We start from the raw sequence: 14487 nt of genomic DNA, 5'->3' as shown, positions 1-14487 counted from the left end.
GAGCGTAGAAAGCGGACCCTTCTGGAGAAACGAAGTGTTCGCCTTTGCAGACGGATTCTTACCCCTATATGGCTAAGCATACAAAGAATCTGGCTGCAACAGCGATTGGAAGAAGGGTCTGCTTTCGCAGCGTCTCCCTGCTGTCCGAATGTTTGGTTCATCTTATATAGCATCAATTACATGATGGAGGTGATGATTAATGAAAGAACAGAGCGCCAACAGACCCATTCATTCATCAATCTATCCTTCTGAGGAAGACCTGTTATTGGAAAATGATGAAAAACTGAAAGATGCCTTGAAAGAGCTGGCCGATGTAAGACATGCATTAGACCAGTCTTCTATAGTAGCTATAACGGACCCGCGTGGCATAATCCTCTATGTAAATGATCAATTCTGTCAAATTTCTAAATACAGGGAGGATGAATTACTGGGTCAGGATCATCGGATATTAAATTCCAAATATCATCCTCACGATTATTTCAAGAACATGTGGGCAACAATTGGATCTGGACGCATTTGGCGTGGAGAAATCAGGAATGAAGCCAAAGACGGCACATTTTATTGGGTCGATACGACGATCGTTCCATTTTTAAATGAACACGGAAGGCCGTATCATTATGTTTCGATTCGAAATGATATTACCCTTCGTAAACTAATGGAGGAAGAGATAAGAAAAAGCGAGGAAAAATATCGTTTAATTACCGAAAATTCATCAGATCTGATTTCAATCATCGATACAGCAGGGAACTTTGTGTATGCATCCCCATCTCATTTGATTTTATTAGGATACGATCTGACGAGCTTTGAATCCAGTCATTTGCTGCAATGGGTACATGAAGAGGATCATAAGACTGTATCTGACGGTATTCAACAGATCATACATACCCAAAAATTATCTTCTCAACTGGAATTCCGAGTCCGTACGAAAAGTGATCTGTACTTTTATGTAGAAACATCTCTCAATCCTATACTTGGTCCAGACGGAGATGTGACAAGTCTGGTTCTTGTTATGCGTGATATCACCGAACGAAAAAAGTCAGAACAAAGGATCTACCATTTAGCATACCACGATACATTGACTGATTTGCCGAATCGAAGATTGTTTATGGATCGGTTACGCAAGGAAGTTCTTCAAGCAAAACGTTATCGAACTCAACTAGCCATCCTGTGTTTGGATTTAGATCGTTTCAAGAACATTAATGATTCGCTTGGACATGAGGCTGGGGATCTCATTCTCATAGAAACAGCCAAAAGGATCAGCCATTGCGTGGGTCCGAATGCTTTGGTCGCTCGTCTGGGGGGTGATGAATTTATCGTCTTATTACTGAACCAAGCGAGTCCCGAGGAGGCTGAGTCCGTCTCTCTAAACATTCAAGCAAGCCTTGAAATGCCGATTGAGCTTGCCGGGCAGTTTCATAGGATATCCTGCAGTATGGGAATCACCTTATTTCCCTCGAATGGGAGGGACCCGGACGAGCTCTTAAAACGGGCGGATATGGCTCTGTACGCAGCCAAGGATATGGGGAGGAATGGTGTTTCTTTTTTTCATTCGGATATGGAGGAGCGTTCTTTAGCACGCATCCTGCTAGAGAACGAGTTGAAAAAGGCAATAGAACAGGAGCAATTTCACATTGATTATCAGCCTAAGCTTGATCTGTTGACGGGCCAATTGATCGGTATGGAAGCACTTGTTCGATGGAATCACCCCGAATTAGGAAGGATATCTCCAGATAAATTCATACCGGTAGCTGAAGATACGGGGCTGATCATCCCACTGGGAGAATGGGTTCTTCGGCATGGATGCGAGCAAAATAAAAAGTGGCAGGATCAAGGATACCCCCATGTACAGATATCGGTTAATTTGTCGGCCAGACAATTTTATCAGCCTGATCTTTTGGACAAGATCAAAGAAGTATTAACCCTAACAGAGTTGGATCCGCAATGGCTGGAGCTTGAGGTTACCGAAAGTATTTTTGCTGATATCGATCATGCAGTAACCATTCTTCAAGGGATTAAGGAACTAGGCCTCCACACTTCCATAGATGATTTTGGAACGGGGTACAGTTCATTCAGTTATATTAAGCATCTTCCCGTGAATACCTTGAAAATTGATGCCTCGTTTATCCGGGATATTCATCTTAATAAAGAAAGTCAGGCGATAGTGAAGGCGATATTGACCATTGCTCAAACGTTAAATATCAACGTGATTGCCGAAGGGGTTGAAAGTCAAGAACAATTAGACATTCTGAAAGAGGACGGCTGCAATCAAGGGCAAGGTTTTTTATTCAGTAAACCTTTATCGGTTCAAGACTTCGGAGCGTATTTGCAAGGTGCAGCAACAACAAACAGCTAATTGTATCCACATGGTAATAAAAAGACTGTTCACAAGTTCTATTGCTTGTGTGAGCAGTCTTTTTTGTTGTTAAATCACGGCGACAATATATCAATTCATCTGGTCCTTAGCCTTCTGCAATCTCCGGCAGCCTCTTGATGCGCGGATCGGTAAACAGATCATATTCGTCCCGACTCGTGCTGGAAAACTCGGAAACGATCGCGCCCTCGCTGCCAGCTTGGAACCAGTGACGCGTACCTGGTGAGATGGTGTATTGTTCACCTGGGTGAAGAACGATCTCGTGAAAAACTGTGTAGTAGGCTTCGCTGCTTGCGGGAACAATCGCTTGAATGTCTGCTGCTGGCGGTCCATCCACGTACAGGTACACAACACCTGACCTGCAGCGAAACGTTTCCATTTTCCCTGGATCGGCGCCAATGGGTGGATGCAGATGCTCAGGGCACGTTTGCCGTGGGAATAGAACAAGCTCTTTGGCGCAATATCTGTCGTTATTAATGTATGTAATTAATTCCAAGCCTTCGGTTATCAGATGACCCAGCCCAAAGTCGGCTACCTCTATGGAAGCTTGCTCCCTTTCCGATAACGCAATACCGGCCTCAACAAACATTTCTATTGTCTTGTCCCGAGCCGCTGACCATTCCTCATTCGTGATCATGTTAAATCGTACCTCCCCTTATATACTGAATTGTTGTTCTTGGCTTTGAATATAAACGGATCTGATACAGGAAAGCTTGCTTACGTTCCCACCTAAAACGATTCTAAATTAGTTTTGATGAAGTGTAAATTATTATCTTATTCCATTACAGAACTGCAACATAATGGATAATAATGACGTTAATCATGAAGAAGATAAATGAAGAGAAGGGATGTTATGCATAATGAATTTGAATTGGAAATCTTTTGTAAGCGGCGCCATAATGGGTTCCGTTCTGTTTTCGAGCATTACATTTGCAGCTCCTCTAGTCGTGAAATTAATGGTCAATGGTGCTGAAATTCATTCCGAGGTACCTGCACAGATCATTGATGGGAGTACGATGATCCCCGCCCGCGCACTGGCTGAAGCGTTGGGAGCCAAAGTCACTTGGGACAAAAACAACCAAACTGTAATCGTTGAAGATGAGAAATATCGCCACCTTCAGCGGAAACAAGCGAACATTGGCGAGCAAGGTGCGGCAGATTTAGCAGGAGATGCTCAAAAGCACTTCTGGGTTATTTCGAATGGAGGCATCGGAGATCATCAAGATGGATCCTTTGCATTTAAGGGAAGTGATTACCGCTGGATGGCTTCAGATTTGAATACCAAAACTAAATTTATCGAATACATAGAGCTGCTGTATACACCTGAACAAGCTGGGGCCTATTGGAACAAGCAAATCGAGAACGGAGGCCTAGTGGAAATTGAAGGAAAGCTGGCTCAACCGAATGCTGACGGCGGAAGTATGATGGGTTGGGGCAATGCTACGGCCAAGTTAATTAAGGAGGGTCAAGGTATACAAACCTTCAGCTTTTCTGTGCCGCTCAATGACAAGTTCGAGGTTAAAGAAATGAAGCTGCGGTTTGTTGAAGGCAAGGGCTGGCGCATTGACGAGCCGGTGGATACCATCCGTTAATTGAGATTGGCGTGCTCATACAAGGCTTTTTCTGTACATCTGGGTTTCGATACTGTATATTTCAACATACTAGGTTAAATAATCAAGTATACGACTTATAGCGGAGTGATTTTTTGAGTAAAGCTAAGGGTAAAGGCGGAACGGGTAGAGGAACGGACAGTAAAGGCTGGAATCGCTGGCAGGCTAGCGCCAACAGAGCCAAGAATGCTCCGAAACCGTATACGAGCAAAGCTGATAAAATGGCGGGTGGCACTAAGAACGCTAGCAGTCATAAAGGTAACCAATCCGAAAAGTAGAAAAAGGAGAATGATGGTTTGAATAACGTAGAAGTACAAAGTGAACTGCCTCCCAATTATGAGGAACTAGTCAAGTCTGCCAATCGAACAGCTAATTGGAAAGAACGTTTGGATGCTGTTGAAGAGTTAGGCCAGTGGAATAACTCGCAAATTATCAGTGTGCTCACACGTATTATGAACAGTGATACGGTTTACAAAGTTCAAGAGGCTGCTTTCCGTAAGCTTCAAGCATTCGGTGAAGAGGTTCAACTTCCATCACAGAAAAAAGGCGACTTGATCAAAGGAGCTGCGAAAATTTTTGTGAGAATAAAAAAGAGCTTGCCGGAAGGCCATACGTACGAGCAATTCAAAGAGAAACTGAACAAAATGAGAAGTGATGTATATGATACGTACGAAGGCGAAAAGGGTGCGGATTTTGATACATGGCTTGAACAAACTTGGTCATCTATAACAAAAAAATAATATGTCGTGGCGAACAACCCAACACCGAATGCTCTATGTGGTGTTGGGTTTGTTCGATTCACTATCAGTGATTGGGAGGTCAGCAGAGATGAGATTACGAAAAGATATCGTTTGGATCGGATTGTCATGTCTATTGGTCTTCGTTTTGGTGATAGTCATAGAATGGACGAACATAAATACGGCTGTACAGCCGAAGTCCTTGGTAAGCACCTTTAAAGATGATGCTCAAACCACCCGTGCATTTACATGGTATACGGAAAACCCGAATTCGGCTTCCATTCTGCAGCTGATGAAAGGCTCTCATATGAATGTTGAAGGAAATGAGGTTAGGACGATCGCCGGGTCTCTGTCATCGATTTCTACGGGGAACAATCAGCAGCAAGGTGTGCATAAGGCTGAAGTCACTGGACTTGAGCCAGGAACTGTATACTCCTATCGTGTGGGAAGCGGCAAGAACAACGAATGGAGCTCGACGGCACAGTTCACAACAGAAGCTGCCAAGACGAACGCATTCAGTTTCATTAATGTTACAGATTCACAGGGAATCACAGAAGAGGATTTTGCACTTTGGGGCCATACGTTGAATAAAGCGTTTGAGACATTTCCCGATGCTCGATTTATCGTGCACAATGGGGATTTAACGGAAGACCCTGCGGATGAAGGCGCTTGGGATCATTTTTTCGGCAAAGCAGCAAGGTGGTTGGCACGAGTGCCTTTGATGCCTGTTACCGGAAATCATGATGAAATAAAAGGTGCTGCTGATCGATATACAGCTCATTTTAATTTACCAACGAATGGTTCAAAAAGCTCTCTTGCAGGAACAAACTACTCGTTCGATTACGGAACTGCACATATTGTTGTATTGAATACGGAGTCGCATATTAAAGAGCAAACCAAGTGGTTAAAGCAGGATCTCGCAGGGACGGACAAGCCATGGAAAATTATAGCTATGCACAGAGGCGCGTACGGGGGAATACCTATGACAAAGTGGGCGACTGGGTAGCTCTGTTTGATGAATACGATGTGGATCTTGTTTTGCAGGGCCATAATCATGAATATTCACGTTCTTATCCATTACGAAATGGCAAAATAGTCGGCGATGGCAGTGACATCATCAATCATCGCGAGGGGACTGTGTATGTCGTTACGAATGCTTCAGGACCCAAATTCAATGAGAAAAAGGAGGATCAATTTTATCACAAGGTCCACTTTCAAAATGCGAAGCAGATGTTTGCCGGAATCCAAATTGCAGAGGACACCTTAACCTATCAGGCATATGCTGTTGATGGGGAGAAAAAGGACGAGTTTATGTTACATCACTAATGTTCTCCATGGTGTCCTGCAATCTGCTGTTTACACTCCAAGCTATCACAGATGGGCGTGATAGCAGTCTTATTTAATTAGATCAAATGATTTGTTTTGATTGATAGTGATAAGCTCGGATAGCTTGGTTTCAGACCCAATTCTTCGATATACCCATCCCTTGGCAAGCAATGATGCTTGTCCTTCGTTGACAACAATTTTTCCCGAGTAAATACGTTGGTCGCATTTATTATGATTGCCAAAATTCATATGATAGAACGCCGTGGCATTTCCAGCCAGGGTTAAGGATCGTCCTGGGATAATGGTCGATTCCAAGCCTGCCGAGGAAATTCCCTCATCTTGCAGTATGCTGCCGTCCTTCTGATATAAGAATAAAGTTATATTAGCTGTCCCACTGTTTGCATTCGATATTTGGAATCCAAAATCAAACGGGTTATCGACACTGCAATAATCGTGCATTGGAATTTGAAAGGATATGGACGGCGAAGAAGCTGCTGCGATGGAAGCTTGCGTATTTCCCGTAGTAGTATTAGTAGTTGTAGTGCTGGAGGATTCAGTAGCTATAGCGGGTATGACGAACATAAGACTTAAAGCTAAGGCTGGTAATAAAGCTTTTTTTAGCATGTTTTTCATTCGTGATGCTCCTCTTCTGGCATGATCGTACTGATAAAGGCTTCAGATTGCTCTTAACTTTGAGTGAATAGGATTTGAAAGAAAGCATAAAAAACAATTAAAGAAACACAAAGATTGATGATGCCGATGTTCTTATTTTTTCGTTTGAATGCTGAAAGGCTCGAAAATAATAACATGAATCCTAATCCAAGCTGCGAATAGCGTATATATTGGTAATTTTCAATATGGAATAAGGAATAGCTTGCTAAGATGATAACGGCTAGAGCACATACAAAACTTATTATCGAAAATATATTCATTTTCTTGTTCAGCCTGAACCAACCCCTTTCCCATACCCTGATTATACGAAAAAACTACACTTGTGCAAAGGATTCAATACATAGTTCTACCCTACAAGGCTTTTCCTTCATTGCGATAAACAAGAATTTCCATGATCTGGAGATCATTGATTCTACCCCCAGAGAAGGAAAGTGTGACGCGAACAGTATGACAAATAACGTGTTTAATAGTGTACACTGCTGCTTACGGCCGAGTCTGTTGGAACAGCGAGAGGGAGCGTGTCTATGTTTAAAAGGTTTGAACAACTGTTCGGCGTTGATCTGGGTACTTGTAATACTTTAATTTATCAACAAGGTGTTGGCATTGTTTTGCGTGAACCATCTGTGGTCGCAATTCATAAAGATTCAGGACAAATCGAAGCATTTGGCGATGAGGCTTATGCGATGATTGGGAGAACGCCTGCCAATTTGGAGGTCATATACCCTTTAAAAGACGGAGTTATTGCTAACTTCGATATGACTTCAGCGATGCTCAAACATTTTATAAGTAAAATAAAAATGAAGTATAAATGGATTCGCGGTTCTCAAGTGTACATTTCTGTGCGATGCGGAATTACAGCCGTGCAGAAACGGGCAGTCGAGGAGATGATCGTACATAAAGGCGGGCGAAGATCGGTAACGATCGAAGAGCCGCTGGCTGCGGCTATTGGAGCGGGACTTCCCGTAGCAGACCCTATCGGAAGTATGGTTGTTGACATTGGTGGTGGGACGAGTCAAGTGGCTTTAATCTCGCTGGGTGGGATTGTTGTCAGTGAATATGTGCGGATTGGAGGCCTGTCGCTCGATCAGGACATCATTGAATACGTTAAAAGAAAGTACAATTTGGTTATTGGCGAGCGAACGGCAGAAGAGATTAAGAAAAATTTGGCTTCTGCGATAATACCGGAAGGCGACGTACGGATGGATATCAGAGGTAATGATATGATGGAAGGGCTGCCCAAAACGATTTCTATTACGTCCAGGGAGATTTATGAGATCGTAGATCAATTCTCTATGTCGATTGTGGATACGATTCGATTGACTATGGAGCAATGTCCTCCTGAACTGGCAGGGGATTTGGTGGAGCGGGGCATGCTGTTGTGCGGAGGAGGAGCCTTATTGCATGGACTGGATCAAAGGCTGCAGAAAGAAACGGGTATTCCTGTTTATTTGGCTGAAAAGCCGATGGAATGTATCGCTCATGGAGCAGGAGAGATGCTGAACTTTAAGCTGCTTTCGACAGGCAATCACTTTTCTGGAAACACGAAGTCCACAAATAATGCTGAAATGGATGCAGTTCTGGAGCAAGCTTCAGGTAAATGATCCAAATCCGGCATTTTTTCCAGCTTAAATGGTTACAGTATTAAGGGACAATTCCTATTAATAAAGTACACCTATTGAGCAGAGGAGCAAGCTAACAATGACAAAGTCAAAAAGCAGAGATAAAAATTTGCAAAATGTAAATAAGGATTTACGTAAGTCAGCGGCGAACAGCCATCAAGCACAGCAATTACAGCAGGATACAAATGATCGTAGACATCAAGATGCCTTAAACCATGAAGATTAGGTAGCTTTACTTTAACAAAACCCAGAATCCTTTCTTAGCAATTGTCTAAGAAAGGATTTTTTTCGTGCAAACAGATCCGAGCCCTAACTTAGGCATTTTGGCTCTCGTATAAGTTAATCTGAAATTACGCATATTATCGAAGTTAACTCAATCCAAACATAAAAGGAGACTTCGAGATGCAGCAGCAAACCCAAACCAGCAGTACCACCCAAGGCTCGCAGCAAATGAATCATGGGGGCCATGAGCTTTTTGATATGCATGAAGTGTTAGGATGCACGATCAATGTATTGGATCAATTTATGATTTTCAGACAATTTGTTCAGGATCAAGAGCTTCTGGACATATTGGATCGTCAATATAATTTCACGCTTTCCCAATACAACCTGACGGCAGAATGTTTCACAACAGGACAAAAGCCAAGCCAGGAAACATCCACGTATATGATTAAAAATGTGACGCAGCCAATCTTTGGTATCAAACCAACCCAGCCTAAGAAACCGAATCAATCCTTGGCTGATGTGAAGGATGCAGGGATTAGCGGGCATATGCTCGGTCTGATCAAAACTCACGCTTCCACCTTGACGATGTGTGCCGCTGAAGTGACGAATCCGGTCGTACGGCGGGTATTGGCTTCCCAAGTGGAAAATTTCATTGAAATGGCTTATGAAATTTTTATGTATCAAAACAAACATGCCTACTATCAAGTGCCGCAATTGGCAGCATCCGACGCCCAACAAATGCTGAACGCATTTGTGCCCGCAACCGGAAAACCGCAAATGCCCGCAAATGCAGTCACGACCATTCATTAATATGGACAATAATCCGGTACGGGTCTATACAACCTGTGCCGGGTTTTCTTTATCTTGACTCCGAGATTAAGGATGTGGAGGGATGGTTCATGGAAACATCACAAGGGAAGCTGGCCTGGTGGCAGTTAACTCTATTTGGTGTTGGATGTACCATTGGAACGGGTTTCTTTCTTGGTTCCAGTATTGCGATTCAAAAAAGCGGTTTTTGGATTTTGCTTATTTTTATATTGGCTGCTTTTGCGACTCTTTTTGTTTATGAGGCTTTAGCTCAAATGACCGTTCTGCACCCGCAAAAAGGCTCTTTTCGCACTTATGCCAAACAAGCGTATGGCCCTTCGGCAGGTTTTAGTGTGGGATGGGTCTATTGGTGCTCGGAGATGTTGATTATGGGAAGCACGTTGACAGCACTCGGGATTTTTACGCAATTCTGGCTTCCTGGGTTTCCTCTTTGGATGCTCGCCGCCGGTTACGCGGTACTTGCTCTTTTGGTCGTCATACTCGGGTCAAGTGGAATTAATAAGGTGGAGAATCTGTTAGCTATTGTTAAAATTGCCGCGGTGGTTATGTTCATTCTGGTGGCGGGATATGCTTTTCTACAAGGCACAGGCGGTGTAAAGCCTATTCGCCACAGCGCAGCGGAGTGGTTCGATTCGGGCTGGCTGGGTGCTTGGAAAGGGATTCTTTATGCATTTTATGCCTTTGGCGGCATTGAGGTCATGGGTTTTATGGCAGTGGATTTGCGTGATCCCAAGGAGGCGCCTAAGGCAGGGAGAGTGATGCTGCTTGCGATTACGGTTCTCTATGTGTTTTCAATCGGATTGGCATTGCTTTTTGTGACCAAAGAGGGGGTGACTCCTGATAAAAGCTTGCTCATCGCAGCGCTAGAGGTCATGGGATTGCCTTATCTAGTGTATGTGCTGGGCGGTGTACTGGTTATAGCAGGGTTTTCGATTCTCGTTGCTTCCTTGTATGCCATATCTACAATGCTGATGGCTTTAGCCGAGGATGGCGATGCGCCTGAATGGATGGCGAATACGTGGGGTAAAAGAAAGCTGCCGTTATACGCGCTTGGAGTGAATACACTTGGACTGTGTGTATCCATCCTGCTCGCGCTGCTCATGCCTAAACAAATTTTTGAGCATATCACGACAGCCGCTGGTTTGGTGATATTATACACATGGTTATTTATCCTTGCTTCCTATCTCAAGCTGATCAAGCCGGAAGCAGGCGGTCAGGTAAAATCATGGATCGCCATCCTCCTTATTGCCTCAGCTGTTACTGGACCTTTATTGGAAGAAACAGGCAGGCCTGGCTTTTGGTCTAGTCTTCTAATTGTCTTGGCTATCGGACTGGTTGCAGCATGGAGGCTATATAAAGGGAATAAAACAATAAAAGATCCGGCATAATCAAGTTCCCGCTATTTATGAAAACGTACACCCATAGCTTTAAATTTGTTTTTCATATAAGTAAAAGGACATTTGGAAGGCACGGATTCATCATCACGCAAATAATACTGCTTCCATTCCTGATTATTTTCTTGTCCATACCATTTCAGAGAGGGATGTGCCGGTACGCCGTCGTAGTCGACTAATTTTTGACGAATAAGCTTCTTCATGTTACGTCCAAAAGGGGTCGAATCGTTAATTTCGTCGAATACCCATCGGGGCTGAAAGGCAATGAGAAAATAAGGGGTTCTTCGGCTTTTGCGAATTTGATGGACAGGAGTCCCGCAAAAGGCGAAATACGGATGCCCGTCATAGCAGAACTCCCAGGATGGATCGGAAGGGTCTGTGGAAATGTGATCAGGCCAAGGGGTTGGGTCATTAGCGCTGACCCGGTTCAGAACGGACCAGAAAATCAGTTCGAAGTCTTCTAAAGAGGACTCATCTACAAGCTCTCCAGGTGTGTTGAAAAATATAACGAGTGAAGCGTATTTGCCGGTTTCACGTGAGCAGGCGCCATATTGTTTTAAAAGCTGTGCAACATCCACAACGGCCTGCTCGGATCTGGGGTCTGCAGCGAATCCGTACCGCAGATTGTTGGTAAGAAAGCCTTGGCGTCCCGGAATACAAGGGTACCTCTGATCAGGATCTGCAATCATACTCCCGAATTGGCGATAGGCATCCTGCTGCCATTCCGCAAGGTCGGACAGATGATCATCAAGCCAGACCTTGGTAGTTAAGTCAACCATGTAAAAATCCTCCTTCACTAGTACGGTGCATACTATGCGTTGGAGGTTATATGGGTGAATGCCCTTAGGGTCGCTCAATAATCGGATTTGCTAACGGGTAAGCTGGAGAAATGCCTGATATCCAAAATAAACTCCAAAGCCAATAAGCGAGAGACCTGCCAAGGCTGAAATAGTTTGCAGCGTGGTGCGATTGCCGAATTTATGAAAGGAGCTTGCCAGCGCGGCCATAACAACATCCCATAACAGGATACCGGCAAAAATGCCTAAGCTATGCCAAAGCATTTGAGACATGCCGTATTTATGCATACTTTCCGCCAGAATGGACCCATAAATGCCGAGCCAAAATAAAATGTTAAGTGGATTCATCAGCGCCATCATAAAACCGGAGCGGAAAGAGGTCATTTTGGATTGTACGTCCCGGGTTTCAGTTCCCGGCATTTTTTTTATATTTTGAAGTGTCTCCACGCCTGTGTAAACTAACACAAAGCAACCGAAAAGCCACAAAAAGGTTTTCATAAAAGGTGTGCTTAAGAAATGGGCCAGACCAAAATAAATCAGCAGCATGTATACTAAATCGGCACACATCGCACCCATCCCGATCAGCCATGCATGAGTAAAGCCGAATCGGGCTCCCCTATCCAGTTGAGCAGCGTTAATGGGACCAATGGGTGCAGATAAGGATATGCCGAGAAACATATAGGTGAAAAATGTGTTCATTCCCATACCTCCTTGGGTCATACAAAGACTTGTACAGGTCATTGTATTCAAGGACATCCTATGTTAGAAGAGTCTACACAATTTCCACCTCTATAGATGTACATACGTATCCATTACAATCGCTTTCTGCACACGGGCAAGCAGATATAGCGATAATCAGATCGATTTCTGCGCGAAGTTCGATATAGTCTCCGGCTTTGGACAGCGGTTTTTTTATTTGAATGTCCCCGGATGGTTGAATCACCGTGTTCATGAACAGATTGAACGGGTAGTGTTGATCAGGCGGTGTTATACCAAAAGGAGTAAGTGCCATGTTCAGGTTCTCATAGCAGCTGGCGTGATTTTGTTTGTTGTACAGCAGCTCGTACATTTCAGAGCGGCAGGCGGGATTAATAAAATCGTGCTGACCTACCGTATCCGCTATCACGGTGAGCAGCGGTCTGTATTTATTGGAGTAAATGAGGTCTGTAGGTTTTACTTTCATCTTATGCAAAGCATCCATAGTTACTCCAGGATCGAGGCGCTCGCTTGTATCGTCCGCACGATAGGCCACGAGATCAGCCACCTGCGCACCATCCACATCGGTTATTCGGACGACTTCCCCTTTTGCAAGTTTAAAACCAAGTCTCTCAGTAGCAGGAATGATCCATTTATGTTTAATCATTGTTACCCTCCTATAGCAATTAGCTAAAGTTACTTTCACAGTATGGCTGCCGGGATGGATTCTCATGCAAATAAAAAGGAGGCTTCTCAGCCCCCATCGTTCGATCAAACGTATATAATTTCTTTCAGCTGAGGCTTTATTGAAGTTAAATGAATTAATTCAGGTGTTTTGAAAAACTCGGCTAATCTTCTCAGACGCATGTATATCGTTCGTAAGACAACAGAATCCATCTCCGTTATCATACTTTGGTTTGCTATGAAATCCTGCAAGCTTACCTTGATGAGATAATCGCTGTCACGCAAATTTATAGAAAGCTGTCTACTTGGACTGTAGCCATTATTAACAATATATTTAGTTTGATTGACTGCACTTTGGAACAGATCAAGGCACCTCTTCGTTACAGTAACCTGTCTCTTGATTCCATATGAATCTTTTAAAGTAAGTATCTGGTTTTCCATATCTAAGGAATCCTTCTTTAAGTATACTAATTCGTGGATACCAAAGCCCTCCATAAGTAGCCGGATAATAATTGCGTCTTGTGGATTAATGCATTGTGATTCAATGAATCGAATTTTATCAACTGTAATAATAGCAGATCATCCCTTCGGTAAAGTGATATATGGGTTTACTGGAATATTTTACATGATTTCTATAGTTATTTATACGATGTAAAAGAGGAGGTTTTGTCTATTCGTGACTGATCACACATATACTTTCTGACAAAAGCTACTGTTTTCTTTCAATCCCACCGTATGTACGAATCCCGACCAGCGAAGCTAAGACTGGATATCGATGACTTGGATCTGAGCAGCTAGTCGTGGCACAAAGGCAGATACAGCATGGAAAAAGCGAGGTTGTAATAGTCCGCTATTATTAATCATTAAATGGGTTTGGGTTGCCAGAATCCGTTTATTTAAAAAAAGACTTGCCATGTAGGTAGTAAGCATGATAGATTAGTCTTCTTGCTGTTGCGAAAGTAACCTGCAGGAAGTAAATAGATGGACGATTTGATCATTTAATTAATCTGCAGAGCTGAGAAAAAAACTCTTGCAATCGAAGATCAAACGTGGTAAATTAACATTCTTGCTGTTGCGAAAGTGATACATAGAGAGCAAGAAGATGGATGATCTGACCATCGGAAATAAATTAAAAAAAGTACTTGCAATTGAATGAATGAATGTGGTATATTGATCAGGTCGCTTTTGACGGAATGTCGAAAATGATCGAAAAAAGAATTGTCCTTTGAAAACTGAATCAACGAGTGAGTAAAATAGCAGTACAAGAGAATGCAAATTCTCGCCAGCAAGACGAATGAGTGCAATTCAAGTTCTACCTTAATGGAGAGTTTGATCCTGGCTCAGGACGAACGCTGGCGGCGTGCCTAATACATGCAAGTCGAGCGGATTGTTCCTTCGGGAACAGTTAGCGGCGGACGGGTGAGTAACACGTAGGCAACCTGCCTGCAGGATCGGGATAACTACCGGAAACGGTAGCTAAGACCGGATAAGTGATTTTGACGCATGTTGAGATCAAGAAACACGGAGC

The 14487-nt window shown here is 43.4% G+C and carries 17 protein-coding genes and 1 rRNA gene; 11 read left to right on the top strand and 7 right to left on the bottom strand.

The annotated features are described in order from the left end of the window. Nucleotides 1-199: 199 nt before the first annotated feature. Entirely contained in the window at nt 200-2353 is a 2154-nt protein-coding gene (locus tag BM210_RS31210) for a bifunctional diguanylate cyclase/phosphodiesterase (RefSeq protein ID WP_091176585.1), read from the top strand. A 106-nt stretch (nt 2354-2459) separates the two neighbouring features. On the opposite strand, the gene BM210_RS31205 is transcribed toward BM210_RS31210, so the two are convergent. After that, a complete protein-coding gene (locus tag BM210_RS31205; protein WP_091176584.1) occupies nt 2460-3008 on the bottom strand; it encodes a D-lyxose/D-mannose family sugar isomerase in 549 nt (182 codons plus the stop codon). A gap of 223 nt (nt 3009-3231) precedes the next feature. Here BM210_RS31205 and BM210_RS31200 point away from each other — a divergent pair, with 223 nt between their 5' ends. The 5 genes from BM210_RS31200 to BM210_RS35925 all read left to right on the top strand — a co-directional run bounded on the left by BM210_RS31200 (nt 3232) and on the right by BM210_RS35925 (nt 6044). After that, entirely contained in the window at nt 3232-3963 is a 732-nt protein-coding gene (locus BM210_RS31200) for a DL-endopeptidase inhibitor IseA family protein (protein WP_091176582.1), read from the top strand. Between the two features lie 113 nt (nt 3964-4076). Continuing rightward, nucleotides 4077-4259, top strand: coding sequence for a DUF3934 family protein (locus tag BM210_RS31195; RefSeq protein WP_091176581.1), 183 nt, complete (start codon nt 4077-4079; stop codon nt 4257-4259). 18 nt (nt 4260-4277) lie between these two features. Further along, nucleotides 4278-4721, top strand: a complete 444-nt coding sequence (locus BM210_RS31190; protein WP_091176579.1) for a HEAT repeat domain-containing protein — start codon at nt 4278-4280, stop codon at nt 4719-4721. An 88-nt stretch (nt 4722-4809) separates the two neighbouring features. Further along, on the top strand, nt 4810-5724 hold the full coding sequence (locus BM210_RS31185) for a purple acid phosphatase family protein (RefSeq protein WP_256224166.1): 915 nt from the start codon (nt 4810-4812) through the stop codon (nt 5722-5724). Next, the gene (locus tag BM210_RS35925; RefSeq protein WP_256224165.1) at nt 5709-6044 is read left to right on the top strand and encodes a metallophosphoesterase family protein; all 336 of its coding nucleotides are present in this window, start codon (nt 5709-5711) and stop codon (nt 6042-6044) included. Before BM210_RS31185 ends, BM210_RS35925 begins: the two co-directional genes overlap by 16 nt. Before the next feature lie 69 nt (nt 6045-6113). On the opposite strand, the gene BM210_RS31180 is transcribed toward BM210_RS35925, so the two are convergent. Both BM210_RS31180 and BM210_RS36365 read right to left on the bottom strand, forming a co-directional pair. Further along, entirely contained in the window at nt 6114-6677 is a 564-nt protein-coding gene (locus tag BM210_RS31180) for a hypothetical protein (protein WP_091176578.1), read from the bottom strand. A 53-nt stretch (nt 6678-6730) separates the two neighbouring features. Beyond that, nucleotides 6731-6853, bottom strand: coding sequence for a hypothetical protein (locus tag BM210_RS36365; RefSeq protein ID WP_371263572.1), 123 nt, complete (start codon nt 6851-6853; stop codon nt 6731-6733). A 387-nt stretch (nt 6854-7240) separates the two neighbouring features. Here BM210_RS36365 and BM210_RS31170 point away from each other — a divergent pair, with 387 nt between their 5' ends. From BM210_RS31170 to BM210_RS31160, 4 genes are all read left to right on the top strand, one after another. Continuing rightward, entirely contained in the window at nt 7241-8317 is a 1077-nt protein-coding gene (locus BM210_RS31170; RefSeq protein WP_091176574.1) for a rod shape-determining protein, read from the top strand. A 97-nt stretch (nt 8318-8414) separates the two neighbouring features. Next, complete coding sequence (locus tag BM210_RS35145) at nt 8415-8561, top strand: hypothetical protein (RefSeq protein ID WP_177238104.1); 147 nt, start codon at nt 8415-8417, stop codon at nt 8559-8561. Nucleotides 8562-8737: 176 nt separating this feature from the next. Further along, a complete protein-coding gene (locus BM210_RS31165; RefSeq protein WP_091176573.1) occupies nt 8738-9370 on the top strand; it encodes a spore coat protein in 633 nt (210 codons plus the stop codon). Nucleotides 9371-9459: 89 nt separating this feature from the next. Next, nucleotides 9460-10776 (top strand): amino acid permease, encoded by a 1317-nt coding sequence (locus BM210_RS31160; RefSeq protein ID WP_091176572.1) that lies wholly within the window; start codon nt 9460-9462, stop codon nt 10774-10776. 11 nt (nt 10777-10787) lie between these two features. Here the strand turns inward: BM210_RS31160 and BM210_RS31155 are convergent, their stop codons facing one another. From BM210_RS31155 to BM210_RS36360, 4 genes are all read right to left on the bottom strand, one after another. After that, complete coding sequence (locus BM210_RS31155) at nt 10788-11561, bottom strand: YqcI/YcgG family protein (RefSeq protein WP_091176570.1); 774 nt, start codon at nt 11559-11561, stop codon at nt 10788-10790. Nucleotides 11562-11651: 90 nt separating this feature from the next. Beyond that, complete coding sequence (locus tag BM210_RS31150) at nt 11652-12278, bottom strand: LysE family transporter (RefSeq protein ID WP_091176568.1); 627 nt, start codon at nt 12276-12278, stop codon at nt 11652-11654. Nucleotides 12279-12351: 73 nt separating this feature from the next. After that, nucleotides 12352-12942 carry a DUF1989 domain-containing protein gene (locus tag BM210_RS31145; protein ID WP_091176566.1) on the bottom strand — a complete coding sequence of 197 codons (591 nt, stop codon included), beginning with the start codon at nt 12940-12942 and terminating at the stop codon, nt 12352-12354. Nucleotides 12943-13046: 104 nt separating this feature from the next. Next, nucleotides 13047-13529 carry a phage lytic cycle repressor MrpR family protein gene (locus BM210_RS36360; RefSeq protein WP_371263571.1) on the bottom strand — a complete coding sequence of 161 codons (483 nt, stop codon included), beginning with the start codon at nt 13527-13529 and terminating at the stop codon, nt 13047-13049. 747 nt (nt 13530-14276) lie between these two features. Between BM210_RS36360 and BM210_RS31135 the strand changes: the two genes are divergently transcribed. Next, nucleotides 14277-14487: ribosomal RNA gene (locus BM210_RS31135) — 16S ribosomal RNA — on the top strand; the annotation flags it as partial.

Origin of the sequence: Paenibacillus sp. 1_12 (assembly GCF_900114475.1) — a bacterium.
Lineage (GTDB): Bacteria > Bacillota > Bacilli > Paenibacillales > NBRC-103111 > Paenibacillus_S.
This window is presented reverse-complemented; position numbering and strand designations above follow the sequence as displayed.

Excerpts from the sequence above, each read along its gene's own strand:
- BM210_RS31160 (WP_091176572.1), top strand. The coding sequence starts at position 9,460 with ATGGAAACATCACAAGGGAAGCTGGCCTGGTGGCAGTTAACTCTATTT.
- BM210_RS31150 (WP_091176568.1), bottom strand. The coding sequence starts at position 12,278 with ATGAACACATTTTTCACCTATATGTTTCTCGGCATATCCTTATCTGCA.
- BM210_RS36365 (WP_371263572.1), bottom strand. The coding sequence starts at position 6,853 with ATGTTATTATTTTCGAGCCTTTCAGCATTCAAACGAAAAAATAAGAAC.
- BM210_RS31185 (WP_256224166.1), top strand. The coding sequence starts at position 4,810 with ATGAGATTACGAAAAGATATCGTTTGGATCGGATTGTCATGTCTATTG.
- BM210_RS31155 (WP_091176570.1), bottom strand. The coding sequence starts at position 11,561 with ATGGTTGACTTAACTACCAAGGTCTGGCTTGATGATCATCTGTCCGAC.
- BM210_RS35145 (WP_177238104.1), top strand. The coding sequence starts at position 8,415 with ATGACAAAGTCAAAAAGCAGAGATAAAAATTTGCAAAATGTAAATAAG.
- BM210_RS31205 (WP_091176584.1), bottom strand. The coding sequence starts at position 3,008 with ATGATCACGAATGAGGAATGGTCAGCGGCTCGGGACAAGACAATAGAA.
- BM210_RS31170 (WP_091176574.1), top strand. The coding sequence starts at position 7,241 with ATGTTTAAAAGGTTTGAACAACTGTTCGGCGTTGATCTGGGTACTTGT.
- BM210_RS31165 (WP_091176573.1), top strand. The coding sequence starts at position 8,738 with ATGCAGCAGCAAACCCAAACCAGCAGTACCACCCAAGGCTCGCAGCAA.
- BM210_RS31210 (WP_091176585.1), top strand. The coding sequence starts at position 200 with ATGAAAGAACAGAGCGCCAACAGACCCATTCATTCATCAATCTATCCT.
- BM210_RS31145 (WP_091176566.1), bottom strand. The coding sequence starts at position 12,942 with ATGATTAAACATAAATGGATCATTCCTGCTACTGAGAGACTTGGTTTT.
- BM210_RS31200 (WP_091176582.1), top strand. The coding sequence starts at position 3,232 with ATGAATTTGAATTGGAAATCTTTTGTAAGCGGCGCCATAATGGGTTCC.
- BM210_RS31180 (WP_091176578.1), bottom strand. The coding sequence starts at position 6,677 with ATGAAAAACATGCTAAAAAAAGCTTTATTACCAGCCTTAGCTTTAAGT.